Annotated in this window: 12 protein-coding genes; 4 read left to right on the forward strand and 8 right to left on the reverse strand. The window is 71.9% G+C overall.

The window, feature by feature from the left end:
- Position 1 precedes the first annotated feature (1 nt).
- From OIU81_RS12280 to OIU81_RS12290, 3 genes are read right to left on the reverse strand one after another with little or no spacing between them, the layout of a single operon-like run.
- Complete coding sequence (locus OIU81_RS12280; RefSeq protein ID WP_329146757.1) at positions 2–1,294, reverse strand: sensor histidine kinase; 1,293 nt, start codon at positions 1,292–1,294, stop codon at positions 2–4.
- Positions 1,295–1,304: 10 nt separating this feature from the next.
- A complete protein-coding gene (locus OIU81_RS12285) occupies positions 1,305–2,042 on the reverse strand; it encodes an ABC transporter permease (protein WP_329146759.1) in 738 nt (245 codons plus the stop codon).
- Positions 2,039–3,022: an ABC transporter ATP-binding protein gene (locus tag OIU81_RS12290; protein ID WP_329146761.1), complete on the reverse strand. Its 984-nt coding sequence runs from the start codon at positions 3,020–3,022 to the stop codon at positions 2,039–2,041. The genes OIU81_RS12285 and OIU81_RS12290 overlap by 4 nt, the downstream gene beginning before the upstream one ends.
- A gap of 159 nt (positions 3,023–3,181) precedes the next feature.
- On the opposite strand from OIU81_RS12290, the gene OIU81_RS12295 reads away from it, so the two are divergent.
- On the forward strand, positions 3,182–4,762 hold the full coding sequence (locus tag OIU81_RS12295) for an IS1182 family transposase (RefSeq protein WP_329154803.1): 1,581 nt from the start codon (positions 3,182–3,184) through the stop codon (positions 4,760–4,762).
- A gap of 131 nt (positions 4,763–4,893) precedes the next feature.
- Here the strand turns inward: OIU81_RS12295 and OIU81_RS12300 are convergent, their stop codons facing one another.
- From OIU81_RS12300 to OIU81_RS12315, 4 genes are all read right to left on the reverse strand, one after another.
- Entirely contained in the window at positions 4,894–7,047 is a 2,154-nt protein-coding gene (locus OIU81_RS12300; RefSeq protein ID WP_329146763.1) for a hypothetical protein, read from the reverse strand.
- A 215-nt stretch (positions 7,048–7,262) separates the two neighbouring features.
- Complete coding sequence (locus tag OIU81_RS12305; RefSeq protein WP_329146765.1) at positions 7,263–7,769, reverse strand: DUF6113 family protein; 507 nt, start codon at positions 7,767–7,769, stop codon at positions 7,263–7,265.
- Positions 7,766–8,755, reverse strand: coding sequence for an N-acetyl-1-D-myo-inositol-2-amino-2-deoxy-alpha-D-glucopyranoside deacetylase (gene mshB, locus OIU81_RS12310; RefSeq protein ID WP_329146767.1), 990 nt, complete (start codon positions 8,753–8,755; stop codon positions 7,766–7,768). The genes OIU81_RS12305 and mshB overlap by 4 nt, the downstream gene beginning before the upstream one ends.
- A 110-nt stretch (positions 8,756–8,865) precedes the next feature.
- Positions 8,866–9,060, reverse strand: a complete 195-nt coding sequence (locus tag OIU81_RS12315; protein ID WP_129248201.1) for a hypothetical protein — start codon at positions 9,058–9,060, stop codon at positions 8,866–8,868.
- 224 nt (positions 9,061–9,284) lie between these two features.
- Between OIU81_RS12315 and OIU81_RS12320 the strand changes: the two genes are divergently transcribed.
- A complete protein-coding gene (locus OIU81_RS12320) occupies positions 9,285–11,522 on the forward strand; it encodes a S9 family peptidase (RefSeq protein WP_329146772.1) in 2,238 nt (745 codons plus the stop codon).
- A gap of 43 nt (positions 11,523–11,565) precedes the next feature.
- Here the strand turns inward: OIU81_RS12320 and OIU81_RS12325 are convergent, their stop codons facing one another.
- Complete coding sequence (locus OIU81_RS12325; protein ID WP_329146774.1) at positions 11,566–12,684, reverse strand: hypothetical protein; 1,119 nt, start codon at positions 12,682–12,684, stop codon at positions 11,566–11,568.
- Between the two features lie 486 nt (positions 12,685–13,170).
- Here OIU81_RS12325 and OIU81_RS12330 point away from each other — a divergent pair, with 486 nt between their 5' ends.
- Together OIU81_RS12330 and OIU81_RS12335 are read left to right on the forward strand one after the other, a co-directional pair.
- Positions 13,171–14,205 (forward strand): ABC transporter permease, encoded by a 1,035-nt coding sequence (locus OIU81_RS12330; RefSeq protein WP_329146776.1) that lies wholly within the window; start codon positions 13,171–13,173, stop codon positions 14,203–14,205.
- A gap of 104 nt (positions 14,206–14,309) precedes the next feature.
- The gene (locus OIU81_RS12335) at positions 14,310–16,109 is read left to right on the forward strand and encodes an ABC transporter substrate-binding protein (RefSeq protein ID WP_329146778.1); all 1,800 of its coding nucleotides are present in this window, start codon (positions 14,310–14,312) and stop codon (positions 16,107–16,109) included.

Here is a 16,109-nt window from a genome sequence, read left to right on the forward strand (position 1 = left end):
GCTACGCGCGGGGAGACGGCGCGAGGGGACCCGGCACCGGGCCGTCGGTGGCGGGGCCGGTCACGGGCCCGGAAGAGCTGTCCGGGACGGGGGCCGCGCCGCCGGTGCGGGCGGCGGCGCCCAGCGGAACGGAGGCGCGCAGCGCGAAGCCGCGCCCGCGCGGGGCGGGGCCGGTCTCCAGATGCCCGCCGGCCAGCCCGATGCGTTCGCGCAGACCGCTGAGGCCGTTGCCGTCGTGCTGGGCGCGGGGCGGCCCCTCGCCGTCGTCGAGCACCGTCAGACGCAGGTAGCGGCGCTCGTCGGCCTCCCACTCCTCGGAGAGCAGCAGCTCGCAGCGGTGGGCCCCGCTGTGCCGCAGGACGTTGGTGGCGGCCTCGCGCAGCGCCCAGGCCAGCGCCCCCTCCTCGTCGGCGGCGAGCCCGCGGTACTCGCCCTCCAGCGCCGGATCGGCGGTGACCACGATCCCCGCGGTGCGCAGCGCGGCCCGGGCGGCGGCCAGCTCGACGGCGAGCCGGGGTGTGCGGTAGCCGGTGACCGCCTCGCGCACATCGACCAGCGCCTGGCGGCTCACCTGCTCGATGTCGGCGACCTGCCGGGCGGCGTCCTCGGGCCGGCCGGGCAGCATCCGGCCGGCCAGCTCGCTCTTGAGCGTGATCAGCGAGAGGGAGTGGCCCAGGAGGTCGTGCAGATCGCGGGCGAGCCGCAGCCGCTCGTCGTTGGCGGCCAGGCGGGCGACCTCCTGGCGGGCGGCGCGCAGCTCCGTGGTGGTGTGGATCAGGTACTGCACCCCGACCATCATGAAGCCGGTGCCCAGCGCGGGCAGACCGTAGGCGAAGAGGTAGTAGCCGTGGATCTGCGGATAGCGCGCCCCGACGGCGAGCAGCACCGCGGTGATCAGCGGAATCGACCACCGGGACTGCTTCCAGGGCAGCGCCACCGCCGAGCTGACGCTGGTGAAGATGAACAGCACCAGCCACGAGGCGTCCAGCGCCCAGGACAGTCCGGCCGACAGCCCCAGCATCACGGCCAGCAGGCCGTAGATCAGCGGGCGGGTGGCCGTGCGCCACATGTGCCGGAAGATCAGCAGGAAGTAGCTGAGCACGAAGAGCGTGAGCCCCAGGCCGCCCCAGATCTGTTCGGACAAGGGGGTGCCGGGCCGCAGCATCTCGCCGACCGGGCCGGCGAGATACAGCAGCCAGATGGCGATCCAGGCCGTCTTGCCGAACGCCTGGCGGCGGGTGCGGGCGGCCTGCCCCATCCTCATGGGGTTCTCGGCCCAGGGCTCGCTCTTCATCTGCCGTGTCTCATGCCTTCCGGGTGTCCTTGCGGTACAGCCAGGCCGCGCCGCCGGCGAAAACCAGCAGATAGCCGGCCAGGAGGGCCATGTCCTTCAGGTGCGGGGCGTCGCCGGCCTCGACGGCGGTGCCGAGCGCCGCGTACGCGTGCGTCGGCAGCCACTCGGCGACGTGCTGCGCCCACTGCGGCAGGAACGTCAGCGGCATCCACAGGCCGCCCAGGAACGCCAGGCCGAAGTAGCACAGCATCGCGATCGGGCGCACCGCGTCGCCGGTGGCCAGATAGCCGATGGCCACGCCCAGGGCGGCGAAGACGAAGCTGCCGAGCCAGGTGCCGGCCGCGATGGCGAGCCACTGCCAGGCCTCCAGCCGTACGCCCTTGACCACCGCGGCGACCAGCAGGACCAGCAGGATCGACGGCAGGCTGACGGTCGCGGCGGCGGCCATCTTGGCGGCGACATACCCGCGTCCGGGCAGCGCCGTCAGCCGCAGCTGGCGCACCCAGCCGTTCTCGCGCTCCTTGGCGATGCGCTCGCTGTTGCCCAGCAGGACGGCGGTCATGGCACCGAATGCTGCCATGGACACCATGAAGTAGAGCCCCATGTTCAGCTGCATACCGGGGATCGGCTTGCTGTCCGCGCCGCCCGCGATGATCAGGTACAGCACCGGCGGATAGATCACCGAGAAGAACATGAACTTCTTGTTGCGCAGTGCGCGGATGATCTCCAGCTTGATCAGGGTGGTCATCGGCCCGCCCTGCCTTCCTGCTCGGCTGAGCCGGTGGTGCTCGCGTCGGACGCCGTGGTGAGGGCGATGAAGGCCTGCTCCAGACCGAGGCCGGAGACTTCGAGGTTCTGCGGGTAACAGCCGAGGCCGTAGAGGGCGTGGACGGTGGCGTCGGCGTCCTGGGACTGGATGCGGACCGTGCGGCCCGAGACCTCCAGGGACGTCAGGGACGGCAGGGCCCCCAGCGCCTCGCGGTCGATCGGCTCGTCGAGGTCGAAGGCGATCCGGCGGGCGCCGGCCCGGGCCTTGATCTCGGCGGCGGTGCCGTCGGCCAGCACCCGGCCGCGGTGCAGCACGATCACCCGGTCGGCGACCTCGTCGGCCTCTTCGAGGTAGTGGGTCGCGAAGAGGACCGTACGGCCCTGCCGGGCCTGGCGGCGCATGGCGCCCCAAAAGGTCTGCCGGGCGGAGACGTCCATGCCGGTGGTGGGCTCGTCCAGCACGATCAGATCGCCCGCGCCGGCGGTGGCCAGCGCGAAGCGGACCCGCTGTTCCTGGCCGCCGGAGAGCTTGTCGACCATGCGGTCGGCGATGTCGGTGATGCCGGCCGCGGCCAGGATCTCGTCGAGGGGGTAGCCGCGCGGGTGCAGATCGCGGGCGAGCTTGACCAGCTCCCTGACCTTGACGCCCTCCATCAGGCCGCCGCTCTGCAGCATCGCGCCGACCCTGCCCTGCTCGATGGCGCGCTGCGGGGTCGTGCCGAAGAGGGTCACGCCGCCGGCGTCGGGCGTGCGCAGCCCGAGGAGCAGATCGAGCGTGGAGGACTTGCCCGCGCCGTTGGGGCCGAGGAGGGCGACGGTCTCACCCGGGTACAGCTCCAGATCCAGGTCGGCCACCGCGCGCACCGCGCCGTAGCTCTTGGTGACCTGCCGGAAGCTGACCACGGGTGCCCGCTCCGCCCCCTGCGCGGTGGCGGCTGTGGTGGTCGCTGTGGTCGTCATACCCCCCAGCTTCCGGGACGCGCGCCGTGCTCGGCAGTGTCGGGTGTCCGCACTGCGCCATGACATCTGTCATGGGGGAGGCCCCCTAGAAGACTCATGAAGATCTTGGAGTTCTGGCCCCGCCGCGTGAGCGGCGGGGCCAGACTGCTTGTTGTGGTGATGGGGGAATGGGCCGGGGAGACGGTCGGGCCGGATGTGTGGGAGACCTGCCGGGATTTGATCCCGGCGGGGAGTGTGTTCGCTTTCCTGGCCGAGCATCGCAGCACGCTGTTCGAAGCGGAGATGTTCGCGGACATGTACCCGTCGGCGAACGGGCGGCCGAGTATGCCGCCGCAGATCCTGGCCTCGGCGATCACGCTGCAGGCCCTGCACGGGCTGTCGGACTTCGAGACGGTCCAGGAACTGCGGTGCGACCTGAGGTGGAAGGCAGCCTGCGGACTGGGCCTTCATGACATGGCGTTCGATCCGTCGTTGCTGGCCTACTTCCGCCGCCGGCTGGCCCGTTCCGCCCGGCCGAACCGGGTGTTCGAGGCTGTGCGGGAGGTCGTGAAGGCCACCGGTGTCCTCAAGGGCAAGCACCGCCGGGCGCTGGATTCCACCGTGCTGGATGACGCGGTGGCCACCCAGGACACCGTCACCCAGATCATCGCCGCCATCCGGGCGGTGATCCGGGACGTCCCCGGGGCCGGCGAGGTGGTCGCGGTGCACTGCACCGCGCACGACTACAACGACCCGGGCAAGCCGAGGATCGCCTGGAACGACGAGCAGGCCCGTGCCGACCTGGTCGACGCCCTGGTCGGTGACGCGCTGCGGCTGCTGGGCCACCTGCCCGAGCAGCAGCTCGGCGAGAAGGCCGCGAACGCGGTCGGCATCCTGGCCCTGGTCGCGGGCCAGGACGTGGAGCCCGCCGAGGACTCCGACGGCCGCGACGGGCGCTGGCGCATCACCCAAGGCACCGCACAGAACCGGATGGTCTCCACTGTCGACCCCGAAGCCCGGCACGTGCACAAGACCCGCACCCACCAGCAGGACGGCTTCAAGGCCCACCTCGCCATTGAGCCCGAGACCGGGTTATACACCGCCGTCGCCCTGCGGCCCGGAGCCGGTCCCGAGCACCACGAGGCGATGGTCGGAATCGACCTGCTCACCGACGAGGACGAGCCCGTTGACGCCTTCGGTGACACCGCCTACTCCACAGGTGACGCCCGCCACAGCCTCGAAACCGCCGGTCACCGGCTGTTCCTCAAACCCGCACCGCTGCGGCCCGCCGTCCCTGGCGGCTTCACCCTCGACGACTTCGTCATCGACACCGTCGCCGCCACCGTGACCTGCCCCGCCGGACACACCGTCCCTTTATCCGCTCCCGCCGGGCAGCACCACCAGCGCAAAGCCTCGTTCAAGGACGTGTGCGCCGGATGCCCCCTTCGTGAGCGGTGCACCAAGGCCAAGGCCGGGCGGATCCTGACCATCCGTCCGCACCACGATCTGCTCGCCGCCGCCCGCCAGCAGGCCGCCACCGATCCCGACTGGCAGGCCGACTACCGGCGCTGGAGACCACCGGTCGAACGTGCCGTCGCCTGGCTCGTCCACCACGGCAACCGCAAACTCCGCTACCGCGGCACCATCAAGAACGACACCTGGCTCCACACCCGAGCAGCCGCCCTCAACCTTCGCCGACTGATCAACCTCGGACTCAACCGAACCAACGGAACCTGGCACCTCGCCCCGGCCAGCACATAGCCGGAGGGGCCGCCCGGCCTGCGGCCGAACGACCCCTCAGCAAGATCTTCATGAGTCTTCTAGGGGACGTTCCCGGGTGAGCCGGGAGCGCGCCCTGGGGGGCCTCGTGCCTGCGGGCCGTCGCCGCGCGGTCAGTTGCCGTCGGTGGCGATGGTCTGGACCCGCTCGGACGGGGTGGTGCCGAGCAGCGCCCGGCCGACCGCGCTCGCCACTTCCTCGACGCTCACCGGGTGCTTGGAGCCGTCGCCCTTGGTCACCTGGACGCCGTTGAAGGTGTCGCCGTAGAGGGCCTTGAGCGCCGGACGGTCGTAGTACGGGACCAGACCGCCGTTGACGATCTTGAAGGACAGGAACTTCGGGATCGACTTCTGCGGGCTGAAGGAGACCGTGTGCGCCGCGTCCGTACGGACCGTCACCAGACCGGACATCGCGGGCTCGGCGAACTGCTTCAACGCCCTGTCCACCGCCGCCTTGGTGACCTGCGGCTGCTGGGTGCCGGCGGCCAGCACCACCGGGGCGTCGGTGCCGGTCGTGGCGCGCAGGCGGTAGGCGTCGGCGACCTTCTTCTTGGACGCCTGCACATCGATGGCCTTGTGCGGCACGCCGTAGTGCGGCACCGCCTTGCCGTTCTCGAAGGTGATCCCGCCGTCCGCGGCGGCACCCCCGGGTCCGGCGGCGTTCTCCAGCGCGATCTGCAGCTTCTCGTCGTCGACGAGCACGGCCGGCTCGGCGGTGCGGTGCACGCCGAACAGCGAGCCGATGACGGAGACCGGGTTGTAGTCCCGGCCGGCCGCCTTGCGGACCGTGGCCTGCGGGTCGATGTCCAGACCGGCCCGGGCGGGCTGGAGGGTCTCGGTCTTGCCGTCGACGGTGAGTTCGAGCGGCTGGCTGCGGCGGCCCTTGAGCTCCGCCTCCAGCTTCTTCACGGCGTCTTCCTTGCTGGTGCCGCCGATGTCCACACCGAGCGCGGTGGTGCCGTTGGGCACGTCGGCGTGGTCGAGCAGCAGGCCCGCGCCGTAGGCGACGCCGGCCAGGACCACGACGGCGACACCCAGGAGAACGAGCTTGTTACGGCCCTTCTTGGGCGGGTTGATCGGCTCGGGGATCTTGGGCCGCGGCTTGGGGGCGGCACTGTCGCCCTCACCGGCCGGACCGGCCGGGAACGACGACGGGGACGACGGACCGTCCGCGCCGGGGGTCTTGGGGATGCCGCTGACCAGCGTGTCGCCGGACACCCGGTCGTGGCCGCCGGCCGCGCCGCTCTGCGGGCCGCTCCCCCCGTGCCTGCCCTTCGGACCGCCGGGCGCGCTGCCCTGGGGGCCGCCGGGCAGTCCGCCGGCGATGCCGCCGGCGCCGAGGCCGCTGCCCGGCCCGGCGAGCGGCGCCGGCGGCTGCGGGGTGAGTTCGGCGGTGTCGTCGATCCGGGGCGTGCCGCCGGTGCCGGGGTCGCTGAAGCCGGGCGGGAGGTTGAGCGCGGAACTGCCGCGCGCCGGCCCGGTCGTCGGTCCGCTGGGGCCGCCCGGGGCGTCGAACGGGGTGTGGTCGCGGGCGGGGCCCGCGGGGGTGTCGAACGGCGAGGCGCCGCCGGCCGCACCGTCGAACGGCGAGCCGCCGCCCTGCCGGCCGCCGTCGAACGGCGAGCCGCCATCGGTGCGGGCGCCGCCGTCGAACGGCGGGGCGCCGTCCTGCGCGGCCGGGCCGTCCTGCGGGGCCGGACTGTCGGAGAAGTACGGCAGGTCGGGGCGCTGCTGCGGGGTGGCGCCCGGGGTGCCGCGCGGCGGGGTCGCGCCGCCCGGGGCGGGCGGCGCCGGGTGGGAGCCGGTGGTCGAGGACGGGCCGCCGGGGCCGGCCTGCGGCTTGCGCGGCGCGAACCAGTCGCTGGTCTTCTCGGTCCGGCCGGCCGCGGGGGCCTCCTCCGCCGGAGCCTCGGGACGCGGCGTGTTCGCCGTCCGCTCCGCATTGCGCTCACCGCCCCGGGCGGGGCGGGGCGTTCCCCGGGAGCCGGCGGAACCGCCGGATCCAGCCGATCCGTTCATGCCGGACTCCTCACCGACGGGCTTGCGCACGACGACCGGCGGGATGGGGCGTGACCCCGGAATGTTGATCTTGATCCGCGTCGTCAGCGTGGTCTCGGTCTTGGGCTCCTCCGGCCGTGCCGGGGCACCGGACGCCGGCGCCTCGTCGGCGTCTCCCCTGGGCGAGCCGTACGGCGGCGTCCCTGACGGGTACGCGGCTCCGCCACGGCCCTGGGGGCCGGAGGACGAACTGTCAGATTCACGACTCAAAGCAGGTTCTCCCGGTTGGCTCCGCCGCTCGTCAGAGATGATTCCCGGCCACAGGCCGGGAGGTGCCCCCAGGGCGGCGCGACGGCGCGCACCACCATACTGTCCGCCGCGAGCGGCCACCCGGGGAGCGTACGAACACCGCCACCCCGGGCGAACCCCCGGTACCCGGTCCGGTCACCCCGACCCGCGTGTCATCCGTCCCGATATCCACCACGTCATCCGCCAACTCGGCCGTGCCGGACGCCCGCCACCCGCATCTGGGCGGCGGTGGCGCAGATCACAGCGACCAGGATGCCGCCCAGCAGGAAGAGGTACGAACCGAGCCCGGCGCCGAAGAGAAAGTCGCCTTCCGGCCGGACATCGCTGAGCAGCAGGAACACGGTCACCAGCCAGGCCGCGCCGGGCACCAGCACGCCCGCCGGGGTACCGGTCGCCCGGCCGCCCCCGTAGAACAGGGCGCCGACCCCGGCGAGCGCCAGCAGCAACCCGCCGGGGAACCAGGCCGCTTGCACCAGCGTGCCGGCGAACGCGACCAGTACGCCGGTGACCAGCAGCAGCACATAGGTGCCCGCCCGGCCGCCGGTGAGCGGGGGGACGCCGGCGTCCGCCACCGGGGGCGCCACCGCGGACGCGCCCGCGCCCGCCCGGGACCGCTGCCCCTTGCCGGCACCCGCCGCACCGTTCCCCTTGCCGGCGGCTCCGCCGCCCTTCGCCGTGCTCATTCCGCCGCCTCCTCGATCCGGGTGCCGTGCTGCCGCGTCCCCGCCGTTCCGCCGGTGCCGGCGAAGAGATCGTCCTCACGCTCACCGTCCGCCGCGCCCGCGACGCCGTGCACCAGCCGATAGTGCTCGACGGCGAACAGCGGCTGGCCCAGGTCGTTGGAGAGCGCGAAGAACGGTCCGTCGACCGCGATCTGGGTGTAGTGCGCGCGCATCGCCGCGGTCTTGGCCTCCGCGGCGGCACGGCCACCGGTGACGGACGCCGTGACCTCGGCGTCCGGCACCACTCCGGGCACGTCGTCGGCGGAGGCGATGCCGGGGAAGGTGTGACCGGCCGCGTGCAGCCGCTCGAAGCCCTCCTCGACCACGGAACGGGGGTTGCAGTTCCAGTAAATCTTCCCGATCGCGTGCGCGCCGCCCAGCTCGGGCCGGAAGTCGGCGGCCGCGGCGAGCTCCGCGCCGCGCATCGCCACCCGGTGCGCCTGGATGTGGTCGGGGTGGCCGTATCCGCCATTCGGGTCATAGGTGACCATCACCTGCGGCCGGACCTCCCGGATCACGGCGACCAGCTCGGCGGCCGCCTCGTCCAGCGGGGCCTGCCAGAAGCAGTCGGGCCGCTCGTTCTGCGGGGCGCCCATCATCCCGGAGTCGCGGTAGCGGCCCGGCCCGCCGAGGAAGCGGTGGTCGGTGACGCCCAGGGCCTCCATCGCGGCGGCCAGCTCGCCGACGCGGTACGGGCCGAGGGTGTCGTCGCGGTCCGGCGCGAGAGAGGCGAGTTCGGGCGGGATGACCTCGCCCTCCTCGCCGCGCGTGCAGGTCACCAGGGTGACCTGGGCGCCCTCGGCCGCGTACCGGGCCATGGTGACGCCGTTGTTGATCGACTCGTCGTCGGGGTGCGCGTGCACCAGCAGCAGCCGGCGCGACGGGGCGGGGCGCGGGGCGGCGCCCGTGGCGGACGGTGACGTGGGGGAGGCTGGCCGGTCGGTCATGCCGACAGCCTACGAGCCGCCCGGTCCGCCGTCCGCAGGCGAGCCCGGCCGCCGCCCGTGCGGCCCCACCGGGGGCGCGCACGGGACGGACGGGCCGGGTCCCGAGGGGGTCAGAACTTGATGTTGCCGAGCATGCCGGCGACGTTCGTCGTCAGCTGCTTGATCGTCGGGGCGATGGACGAGCCGGCGAGGTAGAAGCCCAGCAGCATGCAGACGAACGCATGCGCGGCCTTCAGTCCGGACTTCTTGACAAGCAAGAAGACGATGATCGCCAGCAGCACCACCGCCGAAATCGAGAGTGCCACGGCGGCTCACCTCCAAGTACTCGTGGTCCGGACAGGGTTACTGGTGTCCGGACCGTCCGCACGGTCCGCACACCGGGGTATGCCAAGGGCTCTTTACCCCGAACCCACTACGCGCAAGGGATCATAACTTTCCGTGCTAGCGCATAAGTCGGAGCACGGAAGCAGAGCGGGGGCGCACATGATCTTCACGAGCGCGACCGTGGTGAGCCCGTAGGCTCGGCACCATGACCGGACAGCCTTCGTTCCCGCGGCAATACGCCCGTACGCAGCGCTTCACTCTGGGCGCCCCGCGCGGTTTCGCGCTCTCCCCCGACGGTGCACGCGTCGTCTTCCTGCGCTCCCCCTCGGGCACCGACCGCCGGCAGCGGTTGTGGGTGCTCGACCTGGAGCAGGGCCGGGAGTTCACGGCCGCCGACCCCGAGGCCCTGCTGGCCGGCGCCGAGGAGCGGCTGCCGCCACAGGAGCGGGCCCGCCGCGAGCGCAGCCGGGAGAGCTCGGCGGGCATCGTCGGCTACGCCACGGACGCCGCCGTGGAATTGGCCGCGTTCACCCTGTCCGGCCGGCTGTTCGTCTCCGAGCTGCGGGCCGGCACCACCCGTGAACTCCCGGTCCGGGGGCCGGTGGTGGACCCCCGCCCGTCGCCGGACGGCCGCCGGGTGGCCTTCGTCGCGGACGGCCGGCTGCGGGTGGTCGCGGTGGACGGGGCCACGACTTCGGACGCGGACGACACCAACGACACTGCCGACACCAACGACGCAGCCGACACCGCCGACACCGCGCAGGACGCGTCCGCCGGAGCGCCGGACCGGGTGCTGGCGGAGCCCGACGGGCCCGAGGTGACCTGGGGGCTGGCGGAGTTCATCGCGGCCGAGGAGATGGGCCGCTACCGCGGCTTCTGGTGGTCACCGGACAGCGACGCGGTGCTGGCCGCGCGGGTCGACGAGGCGCCGGTACAGCGCTGGTGGATCTCCGACCCCGCCCATCCGGACCAGGAGCCCGCGCGGATCGCGTACCCGGCGGCGGGCACCCGCAACGCCGGGGTCACCCTGGCGCTCTTCGGGCTGGACGGCTCGCGCACGGATGTCGTCTGGGACACCGAGCGCTACCCCTATCTCGCGCGCGTCCACTGGTCCGCCGCCGGGCCGCCGCTGCTGCTCGTCCAGGCCCGCGACCAGCGCGACCAGCGCTATCTGACCGTCGACACCACGACCGGCGCGACCCGCACGGTGCACGACGACGAGGACGAGGCCTGGGTCGAGCCGTTCCCCGGGGTGCCGGCCTGGACCCCGGACGGCCGGCTGGTGCGGATCGCCGACGAGGGCGGCGCGCGCAAGCTGTTCGTCGGCGCCCGCCCGCTGACCGGGGCGCCGCTGCACGTCCGGGCCGTCCTGGACATCGGCGAGGACGACGTCCTGTTCTCCGCGAGCGGCGCCGACATGCACGACATCGGGGTCTACCGCGCCTGGTTCCGCGGCAGCGGCGACCAGGGCGGCTGGGAGCGGGTGGGCGGGCGGCCGCATCCGACGGTGTCCTCCGCGGTGCGCGGCGGTGCGCTGACCGTGCTGTCCCAGACGTCGCTGGAGTGGCCCGGCACCCGGGTGGAGGTGGTGCGGCTGGATCCCGACGGCGGGGAGAAGAGCCTCGCCACGATCGGCTCCTGCGCCGAGGAGCCGGTGCTGACCGCCCGGCCCCGGCTGGTCCGGGCCGGGGAGCGGGAGATTCCGTGCGCGGTGCTGCTGCCCACCGGTTATACGGAGGACCAGGGACCGCTTCCGGTGCTGATGGACCCCTACGGCGGTCCGCACGGCCAGCGGGTGGTCGCCTCGCACCACGCGTATCTGACCTCGCAGTGGTTCGCCGACCAGGGGTTCGCGGTGATCGTCGCGGACGGCCGGGGCACCCCGGGGCGCTCCCCCGCGTGGGAGAAGGCGATGTTCCGCGATGTCGCGGACGTCGCCCTGGACGACCAGGTTCATGCCCTGCACGCCCTGGCCGGATCCTTTCCCCTCGATCTGGCGCGGGTGGCGATCCGCGGCTGGTCCTTCGGCGGCTACCTCGCGGGGCTGGCGGCGCTGCGCCGTCCCGATGTCTTCCATGCGGCGGTGGTCGGTGCGCCGGTGTCCGACCTGCGGCTGTACGACACCCACTACCAGGAGCGGTATCTGGGCCACCCGGACGAGGAGCCGGCGGTCTACGCGGCGAATTCGCTGGTCACGGACGAGGGGCTGTCCGGCGCCGTGGAGCCGCACCGTCCGATGATGATCGTGCACGGCCTCGCGGACGACAATGTGGTCGTGGCCCATGCGCTGCGGCTGTCCGCGGCGCTGCTGGCCGCGGGCCGGCCGCACGAGATGCTGCCGCTGACCGGGGTGACCCATATGGCCTCGCAGGAGCAGGTGGCCGAAAACCTGCTGCTGCTCCAGGTCGACTTCCTCCAGCGGTCGTTGGGGATGTCCGCCTGAGCCCTCCCGGCTCCCGCCGTGCGGCGGGGGCCGGGAGGCGGTGTCACCAGCCGGGCGGGAGCGTCGACGGCGGGGGCGGGGCGTGCGGCGGCCGCAGCTCGCCCGGGGTGGAGCCGTAGGCCCGTACGGCGTCGGCGTCCCGGGCGGTGTCCGGCAGGCCGGACCGGGCCGCGGCGCACAGTGCGGTGAACGCGGCGGCCGACACGAACGCGGCGGTGCCCACCTCCAGTTGGGCGCGGAGGGACAGCGCGGCCAGGCGGCCGAACTCCCCGGCGCGAAGGGCATGGGCGAGCGCCACCGCGCCGTACGCCAGCAGCAGTGCCGCGGCCGTCAGCGCGGCGGGGCGGCCCCAGGAGGCACGGCGCAGCGCGGCGCCCGCGGCGCCCAGGGCCAGCACGGCGAGCGCCGCCCCCTGCCAGTGCACCGGGGGCTGCAGCAGGGCGCGGAAGACGGAGGCGTCACCCAGCAGCCCCTTGCGGTAGAGGGACCAGCCGAGCTGCCGGCACCAGTGGATCTCCCAGCCGGCGAGGAGGAGGCCGGCGGCGCCCAGGAGGACGCCGGCGGTGGCGGCCGGCCCCCGGTACGGGCTGCCGGGCCGCCCGGGATCCGCTCCGGAGGGCACCGCACGGACCACGCCGTACGCCCCTGCCGCCGCCCCGTACGCGCCGCCCGCGGTGTGCCGTCCCGTTCTTCCGTCCGGCCGCCGCCGTCCGGCCGCCACGACCATGATCAGTGCGGCCGCCAGGGCGAGTTGGGCGTAGACGGTCAGCCGTGCCCACAGGGTGAGCCCGCTGTCCAGGCCCTGGAGCCAGTCCGCGTCCAGCACCCACACCAGCGGGATCCGCAGCAGCGCGACGGCGGCCGCCAGGGAGAGCAGCGCCCCCGCGGCCACGGACGAGGTGACGGCCCTGCGCACCTGGGCCACCGCGGCGGCGAGCGCGCCGAGCAGCAGCAGCGGGTCGAGCGCCGAGGTGGCCCAGGCGGTGAACTCCCGCGGCCTGCGGGTCTCGCCCAGCCAGGCCCACCACACATCCGCGCGGTGCTCGGCGACGGCCAGGTCCCGGATGATCCAGCCCGCAGCGAGCAGCGCGAGCAGCAGGCAGACCAGGGCGCCGGCGCCGCGTGCACCGCGGGTGAGAACGCCGTCCCGCACTGTGGACACGGCCTGCCCCCTGTCCACGTCGTTGTCCTCGGTTCGTCACGGCACCCCCGCGGCGGGGGTGTCTACCGCAGGTCTACTGCAGTCCCGGCGCGGGGACAACTGACCCGAATGGAGCAACGGACGAAACCGGCACATACGGCGACCGGCCGGGACGCCACCTGGCGTCCCGGCCGGTCTACGGCACCCGCACGGCCGTACGGTGTTCATCATGGCGCGTCCGTATATCGGAGTTGCGACAGGGAAGTTGCCAGCTTGTTAAAGCGGTTTGATCCGAAATGTCCGCTCATGCCGCACATGGCGCCCACCTGTCAAGCACGCCCGGGCGTCGATATGCGCAATCTTCGCTCAAGAAGCAGACGACCTGCGCATGAGCACACCCGATCCCCTTGACTCCGCCGTAAATAACTTGCGAAAGTCCGCTCATCCAGCGGTGCGAATCGGTGCCGCTTCACGTTCCAAGAGAACTCGGCGCGGGGGCACTTCGCGATGACTAGTCCATCCCAGACCGCGGCTGCACAGTCCGACACCCCAGGACGTGGGCCCGCAGGTCTGAAGAAGGAAAAGAAGGCCAAGGGCGGTGAGCTCGTCGGCCGTTCCCCCGGCCAATTGATGTGGATGCGGTTCAAGCGCGACCGCACCGGCATGATCTGCGCGATCGTCGTCCTGGCCTTCTTCGCCATCGCGGCACTGGCCCCGGTGATCGGCGCGCTGTACGGCAAGGACCCGTACACGCTCTACGGGAACAACGATCCCAACCTCCTGGACGAGTTCGGCTACCCCGTGGGCGCCAACGGCGGCATCTCCCCCGCGCACTGGTTCGGCGTGGAGCCGTCCCTGGGCCGCGATGTGTTCATGCAGCTGATCTACGGCATGCGGATGTCGCTCGGCATCTCCGTCGCGGTGACCCTGCTGACCGTGGTCACCGGCATCCTCATCGGCGTCACGGCCGGGTACGTCGGCGGCCGCACCGACTACTTCCTCAGCCGTGTGATCGACTTCCTGCTGGCGTTCCCCAGCCAGCTGACGTTCGTGGCGTTCATGCCCGTCGTGGTGGCGCTCTTCGTGCCGCCGGGCGATGAGACGCCCACCTATGTGCGGGTCTGCGCCCTGGTCATCGTCCAGTGGTTCCTGGGCTGGATGGGTCTGGCGCGACTGCTGCGCGGTCAGGTGCTCTCCCTGCGCGAGCGGGAGTTCGTCGAGGCGGCCAAGATCACCGGCGCCTCGCCCTGGCGGATCATCCGCAAGGAGCTGCTGCCGAACGTCGTCACTCCGGTGCTGGTGCAGAGCACCTACATGCTGCCCCTGTTCGTGACCTCCGAGGCGGGCCTCTCCTTCCTGGGCGTCGGCATCGTGGAGCCGACCCCCGACTGGGGCCGGCTCTTCCAGGCGGGCGCCCGGTACTACGAGAACGACCCCACCTTCCTGCTCTTCCCCGCCGTAGCCATGCTGATCTTCGTGCTGTGCTTCAACCTCCTCGGAGACTCGGTACGCGACGCCTTCGATCCCAAGTCCGGGCGCTGATCGTCCACTTGAAGGGGGGCTTGCTGTCACCCCTGCCGGGCCTGCCCGGGATGCGTCAGACAGCACATCTCGTCACCAACTGACAGGCAGGTGCTTGGAATCCCATGAACGCACTTTCTACGCGCAGAGCACGCGCGGCGATAGTGGCCCTCGCGGCCGGATCGCTCGCGCTCACCGGTTGCAGCGGCGGCAGCGGCTCCAATCAGGACAAGTCGCAGACCGACAAGGACGCCGCGTCCCAGGCCAAGGCGATCCCGATGGGCACCGCCGCCGACTCCGTCGGCCCGGCCGTCGCCGTCAAGGGCGCCCACTCCGGTGGCACCATCCGCGTCTACCAGCGTGACAGCTACAACCACCTGGACCCGGGCCAGATGTACGTCAGCGACATGAAGGCGCTGTCGCAGCTGATCTTCCGCGGCCTGACCAGCTTCAAGCAGGACGACAAGGGCAACGCCAAGGTCGTGGGCGACCTCGCCACCGACGCCGGCCAGATGTCCGACGGCGGCAAGACCTGGAAGTACACGCTCAAGGACGGCATCAAGTTCGAGGACGGCACGCCGATCACCTCGAAGGACATCCGCCACAGCATCGAGCGGCTGTACTCGAAGTTCATCACCGACGGTCCGACCTACGTGCAGACGTGGCTGTCCGGCGCCGGCACCTCGTACCGCAAGGCACTGCCGGACGGTCCGTACAAGGGCGACCACCTGCCCAAGAACGTGCTGGACACCCCGGACGCGAAGACCATCATCTTCCACTTCAAGCAGCCGAACTCGCAGCTGCCGTACGCGCTGACGATGCCCGGCTACAGCGCGGTCCCGGACAGCGCGAAGGACACCAAGGACGCCTACGACGTCGCCCCGGTGTCCTCCGGTCCCTACAAGATCGCGTCGTTCAAGTCCGGCAAGGCCATGCAGCTGGTCCGGAACAAGAACTGGGACCCGAAGACGGACCCGATGCGCCACCAGTACCCCGACGGGTACAACATCACCTTCAACCACCAGGCCTCGGACTCCACCAAGCGCCTGATGGCCGACCAGGGTGAGGCCAAGAACGCGATCAGCCTCACCAACGCGGTCGACCCCACGCTGACCAAGAACGTGCTGGACAACGCCAGCGCCAGCAAGCGCATGGTCCAGGGGTACCAGCCCTACGTGTGGCAGATGAACTTCAACATGGACCGCATCAAGGACAAGCGGATCCGTGACGCGATCACCTACGCGCTGCCGAACCAGCAGATCGTCCGGGTCAACGGCGGCAGCTACGGCGGCGAGATCGCGGGCGGTCTGCTCGCCCCGACCGTCGCGGGCTACAAGAAGGGCTACGACCCCTACGGCAAGCTCTCGCACCCCAACGGTGAGCCGGAGAAGGCCAAGAAGCTCCTCAAGGAGGCCGGCAAGACCGGCATGAAGCTGGTCTACGCGTACTCCAACACCGAGTCGCGTCAGAAGGAAGCCGTCGTCATCGAGGACGCGCTGACCAAGGCCGGCTTCAACGTGCAGAAGAAGGAGGTCGACGCCGCCTCCTGGTACGAGCAGATGGGCAAGGTCAAGAACGGCTTCGACATCTACATGACCGGCTGGGGCCAGGACTGGGCGGACGCCTCGACCGTCATCCCGCCGTCCTACGACGGCACCACCATCCAGGACGGCTCGTCGAACTACTCGCACATCAACGACAAGCACGTGAACTCCGAGATCGCCCGCATCACGAAGATCACGGACGTGCAGAAGGCCACCGCCGAGTGGCAGAAGCTGCACCAGTACATCGTGGAGAAGGTCAACCCGGCCGCGCCGGTCTTCTACACCAAGGTGCTCCAGCTGTACGGCTCGAACATCGGCGGCGCCCGCTACAACGAGGACGTCAGCTACATCGACCCGAACACGCTGTTCCTCAAGAAGTGA

Source organism: Streptomyces sp. NBC_01454 (assembly GCF_036227565.1).
Taxonomy (GTDB): Bacteria; Actinomycetota; Actinomycetes; order Streptomycetales; family Streptomycetaceae; genus Streptomyces.

Bases quoted from the DNA above. Each gene is read 5' to 3' on its own strand.
- OIU81_RS12280 (WP_329146757.1), bottom strand. From the start codon at position 1,294: ATGAAGAGCGAGCCCTGGGCCGAGAACCCCATGAGGATGGGGCAGGCC.
- OIU81_RS12285 (WP_329146759.1), bottom strand. From the start codon at position 2,042: ATGACCACCCTGATCAAGCTGGAGATCATCCGCGCACTGCGCAACAAG.
- OIU81_RS12290 (WP_329146761.1), bottom strand. From the start codon at position 3,022: ATGACGACCACAGCGACCACCACAGCCGCCACCGCGCAGGGGGCGGAG.
- OIU81_RS12295 (WP_329154803.1), top strand. From the start codon at position 3,182: ATGGGGGAATGGGCCGGGGAGACGGTCGGGCCGGATGTGTGGGAGACC.
- OIU81_RS12305 (WP_329146765.1), bottom strand. From the start codon at position 7,769: ATGAGCACGGCGAAGGGCGGCGGAGCCGCCGGCAAGGGGAACGGTGCG.
- mshB (WP_329146767.1), bottom strand. From the start codon at position 8,755: ATGACCGACCGGCCAGCCTCCCCCACGTCACCGTCCGCCACGGGCGCC.
- OIU81_RS12320 (WP_329146772.1), top strand. From the start codon at position 9,285: ATGACCGGACAGCCTTCGTTCCCGCGGCAATACGCCCGTACGCAGCGC.
- OIU81_RS12330 (WP_329146776.1), top strand. From the start codon at position 13,171: ATGACTAGTCCATCCCAGACCGCGGCTGCACAGTCCGACACCCCAGGA.
- OIU81_RS12335 (WP_329146778.1), top strand. From the start codon at position 14,310: ATGAACGCACTTTCTACGCGCAGAGCACGCGCGGCGATAGTGGCCCTC.